General features: G+C 60.4%; 12 protein-coding genes. 7 read left to right on the top strand and 5 right to left on the bottom strand.

Translation table 11 applies throughout. The features are described from left to right. Positions 1-30: 30 nt before the first annotated feature. Positions 31-1311 (bottom strand): M16 family metallopeptidase, encoded by a 1281-nt coding sequence (locus E5K02_RS13975; protein WP_135395494.1) that lies wholly within the window; start codon positions 1309-1311, stop codon positions 31-33. Between the two features lie 86 nt (positions 1312-1397). Next, positions 1398-4124, bottom strand: coding sequence for a TonB-dependent receptor plug domain-containing protein (locus tag E5K02_RS13970; RefSeq protein ID WP_135395492.1), 2727 nt, complete (start codon positions 4122-4124; stop codon positions 1398-1400). A gap of 135 nt (positions 4125-4259) precedes the next feature. Here E5K02_RS13970 and E5K02_RS13965 point away from each other — a divergent pair, with 135 nt between their 5' ends. From E5K02_RS13965 to ytxJ, 4 genes are all read left to right on the top strand, one after another. Further along, complete coding sequence (locus tag E5K02_RS13965; protein WP_135395490.1) at positions 4260-6239, top strand: alpha-ketoacid dehydrogenase subunit alpha/beta; 1980 nt, start codon at positions 4260-4262, stop codon at positions 6237-6239. 122 nt (positions 6240-6361) lie between these two features. Beyond that, positions 6362-6676, top strand: a complete 315-nt coding sequence (locus E5K02_RS13960; RefSeq protein WP_135395488.1) for a hypothetical protein — start codon at positions 6362-6364, stop codon at positions 6674-6676. 107 nt (positions 6677-6783) lie between these two features. Next, a complete protein-coding gene (locus E5K02_RS13955) occupies positions 6784-7107 on the top strand; it encodes a hypothetical protein (protein WP_135395486.1) in 324 nt (107 codons plus the stop codon). A 4-nt stretch (positions 7108-7111) separates the two neighbouring features. Continuing rightward, complete coding sequence (ytxJ, locus tag E5K02_RS13950) at positions 7112-7456, top strand: bacillithiol system redox-active protein YtxJ (protein WP_135395484.1); 345 nt, start codon at positions 7112-7114, stop codon at positions 7454-7456. Between the two features lie 87 nt (positions 7457-7543). Here the strand turns inward: ytxJ and E5K02_RS13945 are convergent, their stop codons facing one another. Next, on the bottom strand, positions 7544-7951 hold the full coding sequence (locus E5K02_RS13945) for an OsmC family protein (protein ID WP_135395482.1): 408 nt from the start codon (positions 7949-7951) through the stop codon (positions 7544-7546). A gap of 111 nt (positions 7952-8062) precedes the next feature. Here E5K02_RS13945 and E5K02_RS13940 point away from each other — a divergent pair, with 111 nt between their 5' ends. After that, positions 8063-8839: a hypothetical protein gene (locus E5K02_RS13940; protein WP_135395480.1), complete on the top strand. Its 777-nt coding sequence runs from the start codon at positions 8063-8065 to the stop codon at positions 8837-8839. 156 nt (positions 8840-8995) lie between these two features. Continuing rightward, positions 8996-9898, top strand: coding sequence for a lipoyl synthase (gene lipA / locus E5K02_RS13935; protein WP_394346421.1), 903 nt, complete (start codon positions 8996-8998; stop codon positions 9896-9898). Positions 9899-9976: 78 nt separating this feature from the next. Here the strand turns inward: lipA and E5K02_RS13930 are convergent, their stop codons facing one another. Further along, entirely contained in the window at positions 9977-10579 is a 603-nt protein-coding gene (locus tag E5K02_RS13930; protein WP_135395478.1) for a DUF4136 domain-containing protein, read from the bottom strand. Positions 10580-10799: 220 nt separating this feature from the next. On the opposite strand from E5K02_RS13930, the gene E5K02_RS13925 reads away from it, so the two are divergent. Next, a complete protein-coding gene (locus E5K02_RS13925; protein ID WP_135395477.1) occupies positions 10800-11096 on the top strand; it encodes a hypothetical protein in 297 nt (98 codons plus the stop codon). Positions 11097-11195: 99 nt separating this feature from the next. Here the strand turns inward: E5K02_RS13925 and gcvP are convergent, their stop codons facing one another. Next, complete coding sequence (gene gcvP / locus E5K02_RS13920) at positions 11196-14117, bottom strand: aminomethyl-transferring glycine dehydrogenase (RefSeq protein ID WP_135395475.1); 2922 nt, start codon at positions 14115-14117, stop codon at positions 11196-11198. Positions 14118-14168: the final 51 nt, after the last annotated feature.

Here is a 14168-nt window from a genome sequence, read left to right as displayed (position 1 = left end):
GGCCTTTTTCTTTTGCTACTACATGCCGCGCTACTCTTCGGCAGCGGCCGTAGCTAGTGCGGGAGTGGCTATTTCCGATTGGGCCCGGTAGTAGAGGGTGCTGCTGTTCTCGGGACGTAAAACTTCCTGGGCCATAGCCAGCAGGCCTTCCGGCGTTACGGCTTGTACCTTGGCGCTTTCCTGGTTAACCAGGTCAGCGTCGCCCAACAGCTTGGAATAAGCCAGCGCCATGGCGCGGTTGAGCAGCTCGATTTCCTCGAATACGATGCTGGCTTCGGCCTGATTTTTTACTTTTTCCAGCTCTTCGACCGATACCAGCTCCTGGCGCAGTTCCGCTACCACTTCCTCGACGGCGGCGGCGGCTTCTTCCATCGTGGTGCCCGCATTGAGGCGGCCACTGATAACGAGCAGGCCCGGCTCCAGAGAACCGGTGCAGGAAGCTGATATCGAGTTGAACAAGGGCCGGTCTTTTACTAGACGCTGATACAGGCGCGACGACTTGCCGCGGCCCAGGACGTCGCTCAGCAGGTCGGCCGTATGATAGCCTGCATCGGTGCGGCCGGGCATATGATACACCCTATACAAAGCACTGACAGGCACATCGGCCGTAATATCGAGGTGGCGGGGCGCCTGCTGGCGGGGTTCGGCGGGCAGCTGCCGCTCGTAGCGGGTGCCCGCGGGGATGGGCTCAAACCACTTCTCGGCCAAGCGGCGGGCTTCGGCAACCGTAACGGCCCCGGCCACAACCAGAATAGCGTTAGAAGGCGAGTAGTGCTTGGCAAAAAAGGCCCGTACATCGTCCATCACCGCATTTTCGATGTGACTAACCTCCTTGCCGATAGTGGGCCACTGGTAGGGGTGCACCTGATAAGCCAAGGGACGCAGCTTGAGCCACACGTCGCCGTAGGGCTGGTTGAGGTAGTTTTGCTTGAACTCCTCGACCACCACTTTGCGCTGTACTTCCAGGCCGTTTTCGGAGAAGGCCAAGCCCAACATGCGGTCTGATTCGAGCCAGAAGCCGGTTTCGAGGTTGGCCGCCGGCACCGTGAGGTAGTAGTTGGTAATGTCGGGGGAGGTGAAGGCGTTGTTTTCGCCGCCCACGTACTGCAGGGGCTCGTCGTAGCTCGGGATGTTGACCGAGCCCGAGAACATCAGGTGCTCAAACAAGTGTGCAAAGCCGGTGTGCCGCTCGTCTTCGTCGCGGGAGCCGACGTTGTAGAGCACGTTGAGCACGGCAATAGGGGTGGTATGATCTTCGTGCACAATGCAGCGCAGACCGTTGGCAAGAGTGAATTCTTCGAAGTGAATCATAAGGCAAGATAGGGGGAAGCGCAAAGAAGTAACGTAATAACCCGCGCCGGGGTGCCCGGGTTCGGGACTACGGCCCGCGTTATGGACTAAAACTGCCCGCGCACACCCAGCTGCCACACCCGGGCCACGGGGTACACGCTGGCATCCTGGCCCGCCAGCAGGGGCGAGGCGCCCCCGCTGCTGACGTTGGGGTCGAAGCCGCGGTAGGAGCCCGTCACGAACAGGTTCTGGCCGCCTACCCACACGCTCAGGCGGCGGGACCGGCTGTTGAGAACCTCGTAGCTAACCGCCAGCTGGGACAGGCGGAGGTGGTTGCCGTTTTCCAGGTTGTTGTCGCCGAGCCGTAAAAAGGGTGTGTATACCAGGGGCCGCGGTATAGACGTGTTCTGATTGGCCGGCGTCCAGTAGTTGAGGGCCCGCGCCGAGGCATTGAACCCGCCACTGGGCCGGTCCAGGCCCAGCAGGGTAGGATTGTAAATCTGATAGCCAAAGAGCCCGTCGAACTGGGCCTGCAGCTGCCAGCGTTTCCAGCTCAGCTGCTGGTACACGTTCAGGGTGCGACGGGGCAGGCCATTACCCTGGTACACCCCGTCGCCGTTGTCAATTCTCCCATTGTTGTCCTGGTCGCGGAACCGAATCTGGCCGGCGTTGGGCGAGCCGGCGGGGTAAGTGCCGTCCTGTTCGAAGACGAAGAAGCGGCTCACCGGCTGGCCTTTCTCCAGATTGTCAATTTTGTCAACTGCCTGGTCATTGAAGCGCAGGGCGGTTACCTTATTCTGGTTGGCGGCTACGGCCACCGTGCTCAGGCCCCGCAGCTGCCCCAGCTGCCACGACCCTTGCAGGGTGAGTTCCAGGCCCTGATTTTGCAGCCCAACCAAGGACTGGTAGTAGTAGGTTTGGGGCCCATTGGTGCCGTAAAACTGCCCCGACAGCAAGGTTTGGGCATCCTCTGTCCGTCGGCGGTATACCTGCGCATCCAGCGTTAGTTTATCCTGGAGCACGCCCAGGAGCAGGCCGGCGTCCAGGTGGTCGGTCTGGTCAAATGAGTAAAAGCTGCGGGTGCGGCCCGCGCCCGTGCGCAGCGTCAGGGTGCTGACCACCGATTGATGAAGCAGGAAGTTTTCCCGGCCCAGGTGCCAGCGTACTTCAGCCCCCGGAAACCACCGGTGCTGTTCGCTGCGCTCATCGGTGGCCAGCAAAAAGTCGGCCCGCATGGAGGCCTGTAGCTCGTAGCGCCCGTCGTAGGCGTACGTCACGGAGCCCGTGGCATTGTGCAGCGGGTCATTGTCGAGCTGCGTTTGGAAGTACGACTGTCCGATGGTGGGGGACGGTAGATTCGGGTCGTTGGAGTAGATATCCTGTTGCAGCCGTAGTTTCCGCTTATACCGCTGCTGTTGGTAGTGCAGACTACCCGTCACGGCGTGCCGGTCTTGCAGCGTCTGCTGGTAGCGCAGCTCGGCGCCGTACACGCCCGTCTTGGTGTCGGAGGTGGCGCGTTGCTCGTAGTTGACCACAGGGCTGTTTGGCGGCGCAAAGGCGGGCTGGTGCAAGTCGCCCTGCAGCTCGGCCAGCTCCCGGCTGGCGTAGGCCCGTACCGCCAGGGCCGGCATAATCTGGTAGTGCAGTTGCAGCTGGCCCTGCAGGCGGCGGGTGCGGGGCGCGAAGTACACCTGCTCCAGATTGCGCAGCGGGTCGTAGGTGTAATACGGGTCTGGGGCGGGCGGCGGCACCAGAGGTTTGGCCTGCAGCAGGCTGGTGAGCAGGTTGCCCGCATCCGACTGGTAGCCGGGCTGGCGCTGGTCGAGCTGGCTGCCTGCTACCCGGGCCGTGATGGTCAGCTTGCGGCCCACTGGCTGCTCCACGTTGGCGCGCAGGCTGTAGCGGCTCAGCGCCGAGTTGCGCAGCACGCCCGCCTGCTGCAGGTAGTCGGCGGCCACGTAGTAGCGGGTGAGGTGGTCGGTCAGGCCGTCCAGGCTCAGGTTGTGGCTTTGCATGCCCGCCACCCGGAACGCCTTGTCCTGCCAGTCGGCTTCCGGTAGGCTGTTGAGCTGGGCCGGGCTGTAGGGCGGCGTGAATCCATCGTTACGAGCTGCTTCGTTGGCCATTTCGGCGTATTGGCGGGCATTCATCAGCTCGTAGCGCTGGCGCACCTGCTGCAGCCCGCCCCAGCCGGCGTAACGCACCCGCAGCTTTTGAGCCAGGGCGAGGCCGTCAGCACCGCGGCGGGTGCTGATGCGGATAACCCCGTTAGTACCCTGCATGCCGTACAGGGCGGTGGCTGCGGCACCCTTAAGCACTTCCACCTGGGCCACGTCTTCCACCGGCAGGTCCAGCAGCGGATTGCCCATGGGCGAAAACGGCACGGCCGACTCCACGGGGTTGTACGGGTTCGAGTTGATGAAGCGGTAGGGCCCAGTCCACTCCTCGGGCTTGGCATCCAGGTTATACACCGGAATACCATCTACCACATACAAGGGCTGACTGTTGCCCGCCACGTTGGCTACGCCCCGAATGCGCACCGTCGCCCAGGCTCCCGGCGCCCCGGAAAAGGGCGTTACCTGCACGCCGGCAATGCGCGACAAGGCCGGTTGAATGGTGGTGCCAGGCTGTGGGCCTTGTCTGGTTGCCTCAGTGATAACAACTCCTGCCGTTCCGCAGCTAAGCAGTATCCCAAGGGCAAAACTGTCGGGCTGCTGGGTGGCGCTTGGCTCCAGCTGTAGGGCAGGCTGCCGCGGCGCTAAAGTATCAAGCTGCTGGGCACGGGTTAAAACAGCTCCGAGTAGAGCCGTGGTAGTGAATAAAATTCTCTTCATAAAAGGATAGCAGGGAGGAAATCAGCCCCGAAGATAGATGCAGTAAGCCCGTGCTTTTCACAATGCCGGCTCAACAATTTTCCTTTCGCCCAAACCTGTACTTTTGCCCCGATACCACCCACCCTCCTGCTGATTATGAACTTCGACCGGAAAGACTACTCCAACGACATTCTGCTCCACCTCTACCAAGGACTGCTCAAGCCGCGCATGATTGAGGAAAAAATGCTGATTCTGCTGCGGCAGGGCAAAGTTAGCAAGTGGTTTTCGGGCATTGGGCAGGAGGCCATTTCGGTGGGCAGCACCCTGGCCCTGAACCCGGACGAGTACATTCTGCCCCTGCACCGCAACCTGGGCGTGTTCACGGGCCGCAACATTCCCCTCGACCGGCTTTTTGCCCAGTGGCAGGGCAAAACCACCGGCTTCACCAAGGGCCGGGACCGGAGCTTTCACTTCGGCACCAACGAGCACCACATTGTGGGCATGATTTCGCACCTGGGCCCCCAGCTGGCCGTGGCCGGCGGCATTGCCCTGGCCGATGTGCTGGACAAGGAGCCCCGCGTAACGGTAACGTACAGCGGCGACGGCGGCGCTTCCGAAGGCGACTTCCACGAGGCCCTGAACGTGGCCGCCGTGTGGCAGCTCCCGGTCATCTTCATCATCGAAAACAACGGCTACGGCCTGAGTACACCCAGCAAGGAGCAGTTCCGCTGCAACTACTTTATCGACAAGGGCCCGGCCTACGGCATGGAAGCCGTGCAGATTGACGGCAACAACGTGCTGGAAGTCTACGACACGGTGCGCCGCCTGGCCGAGGACCTGCGCCAGAACCCCCGGCCCGTGCTGCTGGAGGCCCTGACGTTCCGGATGCGGGGCCACGAGGAAGCCTCCGGCACCAAATACGTGCCCCAGGAGCTGTTTGAGGAGTGGGGCCAGAAAGACCCGGTCGAGAACTACGAGAAGTGGCTGATTCAGGAGGGCATCCTGGACGAAGAGGCCCGTATGCGCTTCCGCGAAACCATCAAGCGCGAAATCGAGGAAGGTCTGCGCGTGGCCGATGCGACGCCTATGCCCACGGCCAGCATCGAGCAGGAAGTAGCCGATATGTACCAGCCTTTCGACGCGCCCGAGCAGAACCCACCCGCCGACGGCCCCAGCACCGACAAGCGCTACGTCGATGCCATCAGCGACGGGCTGCGCCAGAGCATGGAGCGGTTTCCGGAGCTGGTACTCATGGGCCAGGACATTGCCGACTACGGTGGGGTGTTCAAGGTGACCGAAGGCTTTGTGGCGCAGTTTGGTAAAGGACGGGTGCGCAACACGCCCCTGTGCGAGTCGGCTATTGTGGGGGCGGGGCTGGGCCTGAGCATCCGCCGCAAGAAGGCCATGGTCGAAATGCAGTTCGCTGACTTCGTGACCTGCGGCTTCAACCAGATTGTGAATAACCTGGCCAAAAGCCACTACCGCTGGGGCCAGAACGCCGACGTGGTGGTGCGCATGCCCACCGGGGCCGGTTCGGCCGCCGGGCCCTTCCACTCGCAGAGCAACGAAGCCTGGTTTACCCACACGCCGGGGCTGAAAGTGGTATTCCCTTCGAACCCCCACGACGCCAAAGGCCTGCTCAACGCCGCTATTGAGGACCCCAACCCGGTGATTTACTTCGAGCACAAGCTGCTCTACCGCTCCATCAGCGGCCCGGTGCCCGATGCCTATTACACTACGCCCATCGGCAAGGCCGCCCTGGCCCGGGAGGGCTCGGAGCTGAGCATCATTACCTACGGCGCGGGCGTGCACTGGGCCACGCAGCTGGCCGACGAGCTAAGTCTGGACTGTGATATTCTGGACTTGCGCACCCTGCTGCCCTGGGACGAAGAAGCCGTGCGCCAAACGGTGCTCAAAACCGGCCGGGTTATTCTCTTTCACGAAGACACGCTGACGGGCGGTATCGGGGGCGAAATTGCGGCCTGGATTGCCGAACACTGCTTCGAGCACCTCGACGGCCCCGTGCAGCGCGTGGCTTCCCTGGATACGGCCATTCCGTTTGCGCCCCCGCTGGAAAAGGCCTTTCTGCCCCAGCAGCGCCTGCGGGAGCGGGTCGAGAAGCTGCTGGCTTACTAAGCAACCTCTCAATGAGCACCCGCCCGGCCGCTCCTACGGTTGGCGGGCGGGTGCTGGTAGAGTCTGGGTTGTTCTTTATCTTTCCGAATTTCCCGGTCGCCTTATTCTGAAGTATACCCTGCATGAGCCCGTTGTTTGATAAAATGCGCCGTGGGAGCTGGGCCATAGGGCTGGGTCTGCTGCTGCTGTTGGGGGCCGAGTCCTGCCGGCCCTACCGGATGCCCAACCCCAAAGGGCCGCCCCAGCCCAAGGTCAAGGCGGGCAATAAGGACGAGGTATCGGCCGATGGGCGTAGCACCGCCGCTTCTTCGGAGATTAAGCCCATCCGCAATAGCTACGACAAGAAAGGCCTGCTGAAAAAGCCTAAGTATGAGCGGCGCCGCCTCAAGAAAAAGGTGGGGCAGCGCACTTTCCTGGGGGTGCCCTTGCCGTTTTAACTTTTCAAAGATCACCGCAACGGCTTTTGCGTATCAGGCAGAAGTCGGTCTAAACCATTTAGGTACCCAATCCTCTAACCGGCTCAGCCTTCCTAATTGTAGCCTCTATGCGCTTCATCTACTTAGCCACCGGACTACTGCTGTGCGCCAGCACGGCCGCTCTGGCCCAAACCGAGGATATGTATCCGGCGCGGCAGCGCGCCGAAAACCGCAAAGCGTTGCGGGATGCCCGCAAGGTAAAGGCCGAGTACAAAGACTCGCATTTGGCCGTCAGCAAAACGGCCCTGAAACCCGGCGGTACCGGGCGCCCGCAGCAACCTAAAGACGGCCGCGACAGTTATAAGTTTGACAAAACCGGTGTACCGCGCGTGAGTGAACCAGCCCACGTGGGACTGGGGTTGCGCAAAAAAAAGAAAGCGACGAAAGACTAATCCTATGAGCACTCCCTGGCTGCCTCTTACCGAATCCGACCAACTCACCGACATCGTGCGGGAGTCGCATGAGCACCCGGTGCTCATCTTCAAGCACAGCACCAGCTGCTCGATTAGCGCCGCCGCCAAAAGCAAGCTGGAGCGCCAGTGGCCCGATGCCGATTTAGCCGACGTAAAAATTTACTACCTCGACTTGCTGCGCTTTCGGCCTATTTCCACTGAAATAGCCACCAAGTTTGGTGTGCGCCACGAGTCGCCCCAGCTGCTGCTGATTCAGGATGGCGAGTGCCGCTTCGACGCTTCGCACATGGGTATTCGCCTTAGCGACGTGAAAAGCCAATTGGCCTAACGGGGTAGCTACCAACGGAAACTGGGCGTAGTGCCACTCTTCCTGCAAGAGCTTGCACCACGCCCAGTTTCCGTTGTAAAAGCAAGCCTAGAGGTCGTACGAAAACTGAACCTCCTGCCGGATTTCAGGGTTCAAGCTTAAAGCCACTGGGCAAGTGCGCGCGGCATTTTCAAGCAGGGCGCGGTCCTTGTCCGACAAGCTGGCCGGAAGACGAAAGTTTACATCAATCTGGGCAATGCGCCGTGGCTCTGAGGCCATGTGCTTGTTCACCTCGAAGCTAACGCCGGTCATGTCTAGCTGGTGCCGCTCGGCCACGATGCCCATAATGGTCATCATGCAAGCGCCCAAGCTGGCACTGACCAGGTCGGTGGGGGAGAAGGCTTCTCCCCGGCCGTGGTTGTCGACGGGGGCATCGGTGAAAATGGTAGTGCCGGAAGCCGTGTGAACAGCTTCGGTACGCAGTTTACCGGTATAGCGGGCGGTGGCGGTGCTCATAGTCAGAAAGTTGGCAAGACAATGCTCACAAATTTACGTACTTTAGATTGTAAGGCCCTACTGCCAGCCTTTTCGCGGTTTATTTCCCCATCTTTAGCTAGCCTACCCACCGTGCGCAACCTTTACAGTTTTGGTTTTTGTCTGTTCGCTCTGCTTGGCGCAACGTCTCAGGTGCAGGCCCAGAGCTCCGATGAACCGTCGTACCGAAAGGAATTTACCTACGGAATCAACTTCAATACCCGCGGCGGTCTGATTGGCGGAGTAGCCGTGCGCTCTACCCGGGTACTAGACGAGAAATGGTCCCGCTTTTGGGGAGTTGAGGGCGTGGAAGTAAAGCACCCTAAGGAGCAGCGCCGGCTGAATCCTAATTCGGGGGGCTCTTTCGTGTATGGCAAGTCGAATTACTTGTTTGTGTTGCGGCCTTCCTACGGGATGCAGCGGGTTATTTTCCGCAAAGCGCCCGAGTCGGGGGTGCAGGTGAATGCCCTGCTCGGGGCCGGGCCGTCCATTGGCCTGCTGATGCCGTACTACATCTACTACGATTATACCGTGCGCGAACGGCCGGGAGTAGCAATCCAGGAAGACATTCGCAGTGAGCAGTACGACCCGATGATCAACTCTTCGGAAGCCCGTATTCTGGACCGTGCCCCCCTTTTCTCAGGGGCCAGCCAAACGCAAGTCAAGGTTGGGGCTCATTTGCGCGGGGCCCTCAGCTTTGAGTACGGCCGCTACCGCGACGCCGTAGCTGGTATTGAAACCGGGTTCCTGTTCGAGCTGTATCCCAAAGAACTGATGATTCTGCGGGCCCAGAACATTGACGACAAAACACTGAACAACAAGTTTTTTCCTTCCGTGTATCTGACCCTCTACATCGGGCATAGAAGCTAGGCGGCTAGCACTACATTTTCTGCTGCTAAAGAGGACTTTTCGGGCGTTTGGGTGTTTAGTACCTGACGACTGAAAAGTCCTCGTTTTTTAGCCATCTGCCCCGGGTGGTACTCATAACTGCTAACTGACTGCTACCTTTGTAGTATGGATGACCTGTTGCTTACCCTACCCATCATTCAAGCCGAAACGGCCGCTCCGGCGGTGCCGGCCAAGCCCCGCAAGCCCGACTGGCTGCGCGTGAAGCTGCCGGTAGGGCCTGAATATGCCAAAGTCCGCCGCTTGGTGGACGAACATAAGCTGCACACGATTTGTGAGAGCGGCAATTGCCCGAACATGGGGGAGTGCTGGGGTGCTGGTACTGCCACGTTTATGATTTTGGGCAACGTGTGTACGCGCTCCTGCTCGTTCTGCGCCGTCGCTACGGGCCGCCCCAATGAGTACGATACCGACGAGCCCCGCCGCGTCGCCGAAGCCATTCAGCTGATGGGCGTTAAGCACGCCGTCATTACCAGCGTCAACCGTGATGAGCTCAAGGACCGCGGCGCCAGCATCTGGCACGAAACAGTAGTGCGCATTAAGGAACTCAGCCCGGCCACCACAATTGAGACGCTGATTCCGGATGTGAAAGCCAACTGGGCCGCCCTGGAAACCATGATTGCCGGTGGCCAGGAGGTAGTGTCGCACAACGTGGAAACGGTGGGCAGTCTTTACCGCCTCGTGCGGCCCCAGGCGAAGTACGACCGGAGCTTGGAGCAGATTCGCCGCACCAAGGAAGCGGGCAAGCGTACCAAGTCGGGTATCATGCTGGGCCTGGGTGAGACGAAGGAGGAAATGTACCAGGCCATGGACGACCTAGCCGCCAACGGCCTCGACATCCTGACCCTGGGCCAGTACCTGCAGCCCACCAAGCGTCACATCGAAGTCGCCGAATTCATCCACCCCGACCTGTTTGCCCACTACCGCGAGGAGGGTTTGCGCCGGGGGCTAAAGTACGTGGAGGCCGGCCCGCTGGTCCGCAGCAGCTACCACGCCGAGCGTCATGTCAACGTGCCGATTTAAGGTAGCTACCATACCAGAAACAAAAAGAGCGGCTCCGTTATCGGAGCCGCTCTTTTTGTTTCTAATACCTAGAAGGAATTACCGCTGCGCCTGGTTGTCGGTCGGCGGGTAGGTGCTCAGCACACTGCCCACAATACGGTAAGCTTCCTGCTCGGAAATGGTCTGCTGGTCGATCTGCGCCTCCCCGAAGCCGCGCCAGGCCAGCTGCTTGCGCTTAGCGTCCACTAGGTCGATGATAACCGTACCGGCTTTGTAATCAGTAACGGGCTGCTGGTAGAAGCCGCGGCCGTAGCCATAGTAGCCGTAATAAGGGTAGCCCCAGGGCGAATAGGTGTTGTTCGCGCGCTGCTTGTCCTCGACTTTGGCGCTGTAGGCCACGTACACATCGGGGTTTTTGTCAACGCGGGTCAGGCCTTTCTTTACCATCTCCGACTCCACGGCCGTGCGCAGACGCTTGTCGAGAAAAGACTGGTAGCCTTGGGCCGGGCCGCCTTCACTATCCTGGGGCTGCTGTGGATACCAGGCCCAGGTTTTGAAAGTGCGGAAGTTTACGGAATGGTCAAAATCGGAAGTAACCCCCACCCGGGAAGAGGTAGCGCAGCTGGTAGCACCCAGCAGCAGGGAAAGACCCACAGCAGCCATAGCCACCGGGCGGGTAAAGAAGCGGGATATGCGGTTCATCGTCGTTGATCAGATAGTGAAAGGAAGAACCCAAGGAGCGAGAATCAGCCGAAGACAAAGGCTGAAAAATCCAGCTTTCAGGGTCTGCTGTTTTAACGTTGGGAGGCCTGCCAACGTTCCCAAAGTAGTAGGCTAGCAGCCTATTCCGGGAAAGAATTTTTACTGGAAAATTCCTTTTACCCTTGAAATAGCCCTATCTTAACGGACCTAATAACACCTTATGCGCAAACATCTACTTTACTTCTCAAGCCTGGTCACCTTAGCCTCCTGCAGCGCTGCCGGTGAGACGGCCTCCTCTACTCGCCCCAACCGAACTCCGGTTGCCTACAATACCGTGGTAGAATGCACCCTGTACGACGGCATGACTAAAACCTCGGCTCAGCTTACTACCATTGGCTCCGGCATGGAAGTGCAGGTGATGGACACGGTAGATGCTTATTTTGTGAAGGCCAAGGTAACCAAAGACGGCAAGCCGCTGACTGGCTACATGTACCGCACCTGCTTCCCGCAGCGTTAGGCTACTGCTAAGTCGGCTGCCTGGCTTCACGCCTGCTTCCAAACTCAAATAAAAAGAGCCGCCCCGAAAGGAGCGGCTCTTTTTGCTGAGCAATAAGGCTTAGTAAGACGGGCCTTTATCCGTGGCGACCAGCTTTTCTTCCTGGTCGGCATACTCTTCGAGCGGGGTGCAGGAGCAGATCAGGTTCCGGTCGCCGTAGGCCGAGTCGATGCGCGACACGGTGGGCCAGAACTTGGCGGCGCGCACGTACTCGAGCGGGTACACGGCCTGCTCGCGCGAGTAAGGGCGGGTCCACTCGTGCGTCAGCACCGTGGCGGCCGTGTGGGGAGCGTGCTTGAGCACGTTGTCCTTGGCATCGGCCTTGCCCGACTCGACGGCAGCAATTTCCTTGCGGATCGAAATCATGGCGTCGCAGAAGCGGTCCAGCTCCTCCTTGCTTTCCGACTCGGTCGGCTCTACCATCAGGGTGCCGGCCACGGGGAACGACACGGTGGGGGCATGGAAGCCGTAGTCCATCAGACGCTTGGCAATGTCCTCGACCTCGATGCCGGCTTTTTTGAACTGGCGGCAGTCGAGAATCATTTCGTGGGCGCAACGGCCATTGGCGCCGGTGTAGAGCACGGGGTAGTGCTCCTCGAGGCGGGCCTTGATGTAGTTGGCGTTCAGAATAGCCGTCTGGGTAGCGGCTTTCAGCCCCTCGCCGCCCATCATGGAAATGTAGGCGTACGAAATGGGCAGAATGCTGGCCGAGCCCCAGGGGGCCGACGAAACAGCGCCGGTAGCTTTTTCGTGGCCTACTTCGACCACCACGTGACCAGGCAGGTAGGGCGCTAGGTCGGCTACTACGCCGATGGGGCCCACGCCGGGTCCACCGCCGCCGTGCGGGATGCAGAAGGTCTTGTGCAGGTTCAGGTGGCACACGTCGGCCCCGATGGTGGCGGGCGAAGTGAGGCCCACCTGGGCGTTCATGTTGGCCCCGTCCATGTAGACGCGGCCCCCGTGCTGGTGAATCGTCTGGCAGATGTCGATAATGGTTTCCTCGTATACCCCGTGGGTGCTGGGGTACGTCACCATCAGGCAGGAGAGGTTGTCGGCGTGCTGGGCAGCTTTGGCCTTGAGGTCCTCCACGTCGATGTTGCCTTCCTCAGTGCTTTTCACGACTACCACCTGCATGCCGGCCATAACGGCCGAGGCGGGGTTGGTGCCGTGGGCCGAAGCCGGAATCAGGGCAATGTTGCGGTGACCCTGGCCGTTGCCTTCGTGGTAGGCGCGAATGACGAGCAGGCCGGCGTACTCGCCCTGGGCGCCCGAGTTGGGCTGCAGGCTGACGGCGGCAAAGCGGGTTACTTCGCAGAGCCAGGCTTCCAAGTCCTCGAAAATCTGCTGGTAGCCCTGGGCCTGTTCGCGCGGGGCGAAGGGGTGGAGGCTGCCGATTTCGGGCCAGGTCACCGGAATCATTTCGGCCGTGGCGTTGAGCTTCATCGTGCACGAGCCCAGCGGAATCATGGAGTGAGCCAAACTCAAATCCTTGTTTTCCAGCTGCTTCATGTAGCGCAGCATCTCGTGCTCGGAGTGGTGCGTGTTGAAGATGGGGTGGGTCAGGTACTCCGAGGTGCGCACCAGGGCCTTGGGCCAGGTCAGCTCGACTTCCTCGGGAATTTCTACGGCTTCAGCAGCCGACTTGCCCAGTACTTTGGCAAACACGGCCACGATGAAGGCTACGTCGGCAGCTTCGGTGTTCTGGTGCAGGGAAATGCCCACGTTCGACTCGCCGAAGTAGCGGAAGTTGATGCCGGCGGCTTCGGCCTCGCGCTTCACGGCCTGCTGCAGCTCGGCGCTTTCCAGCTGGATGTTGAGCGTGTCGAAGTAGAACTCGTTGGCTTGCTCCAGGCCCAATGCTTTCAACTCCGTTTCCAGCAGCTGGGTCAGGGCGTGGATGTTGGCGGCAAACTGGCGGATGCGCTGCGGGCCGTGGTACACGGCGTACATACCGGCCAGCACCGACAGCAGCACCTGGGCGGTGCAGATGTTAGAAGTGGCTTTTTCGCGGCGGATGTGCTGCTCGCGCGTCTGCAGGGCCATACGGTAGGCCTTGTTGCCGGCCGCGTCGATGCTCTGGCCGATGATGCGGCCGGGAATGACGCGCTTGAAGGCGTCTTTGGTCGCCAGGAAGCCGGCGTGGGGGCCGCCGTAGCCCATCGGCACGCCGAAGCGCTGGGAGTTGCCCACGCAGGCGTCGGCGCCCAGCTCGCCGGGAGGCGTGAGCAGAGTCAGGGCCATCAGATCAGCGGCTACAGTCACGAAAATGCCTTTGTCGTGGGCCTGGCTGATAAAGTCTTTGTAGTCGAAAATCTGGCCGTCGGCGGCGGGGTACTGCAGCAGGGCGCCAAACAGGTTTTCGTCCGAGAGGTCTACCGAGCGGTGGTCACCTACCACCAGCTCGATGCCGAGCGGGGTGGCGCGGGTGCGCATCAAATCGATAGTCTGGGGCAGCACGAGGTCCGAGACGAAGAAGCGCGAGGCGTTTTTCTTCTTGCTCTGGCTGTGGAACATGTGCATGGTCTCGGCGGCGGCGGTGCCTTCGTCGAGCAGGCTGGCGTTGGCAATTTCGAGGCCCGTGAGGTCAATTACCATCGTCTGGTAGTTGATCAGGGCTTCGAGGCGGCCCTGGGCAATTTCGGCCTGGTAGGGCGTGTAGGCCGTGTACCAGCCCGGATTCTCCAGGATGTTGCGCTGAATCACGCCGGGCAGCTGGGTGTCGTGGTAGCCCAGGCCGATGTAGTTCTTGTAAATTTTATTCTTTGCGGCAATGCCTTTGAATTTCGCCAAAAAAGCCCGCTCCGTAAGGGCAGCGGGCAGGTTCAACTCGCGCTTGAGCCGGATGGCGGCGGGCACTGTTTCGTCGATGAGCTGCTCGACCGAGTCTACCCCGATGGTGCGGAGCATGGCGGCCACTGCCTCGGCGTCCGGACCGTTATGGCGGTCCACAAATACGTCGGCGGGCTTGGTTTTGAGAATCATAGAAAAGGGCTAGAAATGGCGGGGAAATGCCCGATGGGAGGGTGGGGCACA

This window comes from Hymenobacter metallicola, assembly GCF_004745645.1.
Taxonomy (GTDB): domain Bacteria; phylum Bacteroidota; class Bacteroidia; order Cytophagales; family Hymenobacteraceae; genus Hymenobacter; species Hymenobacter metallicola.
Note: the sequence above shows the minus strand (reverse complement) of the source record. Positions and strands in the feature narration are given on the sequence as shown.

What these genes read in the sequence shown, in the direction of transcription:
- E5K02_RS13975 (WP_135395494.1), bottom strand. Translation starts at nt 1,311, where the DNA reads ATGATTCACTTCGAAGAATTCACTCTTGCCAACGGTCTGCGCTGCATT.
- E5K02_RS13970 (WP_135395492.1), bottom strand. Translation starts at nt 4,124, where the DNA reads ATGAAGAGAATTTTATTCACTACCACGGCTCTACTCGGAGCTGTTTTA.
- E5K02_RS13965 (WP_135395490.1), top strand. Translation starts at nt 4,260, where the DNA reads ATGAACTTCGACCGGAAAGACTACTCCAACGACATTCTGCTCCACCTC.
- E5K02_RS13960 (WP_135395488.1), top strand. Translation starts at nt 6,362, where the DNA reads ATGAGCCCGTTGTTTGATAAAATGCGCCGTGGGAGCTGGGCCATAGGG.
- E5K02_RS13955 (WP_135395486.1), top strand. Translation starts at nt 6,784, where the DNA reads ATGCGCTTCATCTACTTAGCCACCGGACTACTGCTGTGCGCCAGCACG.
- ytxJ (WP_135395484.1), top strand. Translation starts at nt 7,112, where the DNA reads ATGAGCACTCCCTGGCTGCCTCTTACCGAATCCGACCAACTCACCGAC.
- E5K02_RS13945 (WP_135395482.1), bottom strand. Translation starts at nt 7,951, where the DNA reads ATGAGCACCGCCACCGCCCGCTATACCGGTAAACTGCGTACCGAAGCT.
- E5K02_RS13930 (WP_135395478.1), bottom strand. Translation starts at nt 10,579, where the DNA reads ATGAACCGCATATCCCGCTTCTTTACCCGCCCGGTGGCTATGGCTGCT.
- E5K02_RS13925 (WP_135395477.1), top strand. Translation starts at nt 10,800, where the DNA reads ATGCGCAAACATCTACTTTACTTCTCAAGCCTGGTCACCTTAGCCTCC.
- gcvP (WP_135395475.1), bottom strand. Translation starts at nt 14,117, where the DNA reads ATGATTCTCAAAACCAAGCCCGCCGACGTATTTGTGGACCGCCATAAC.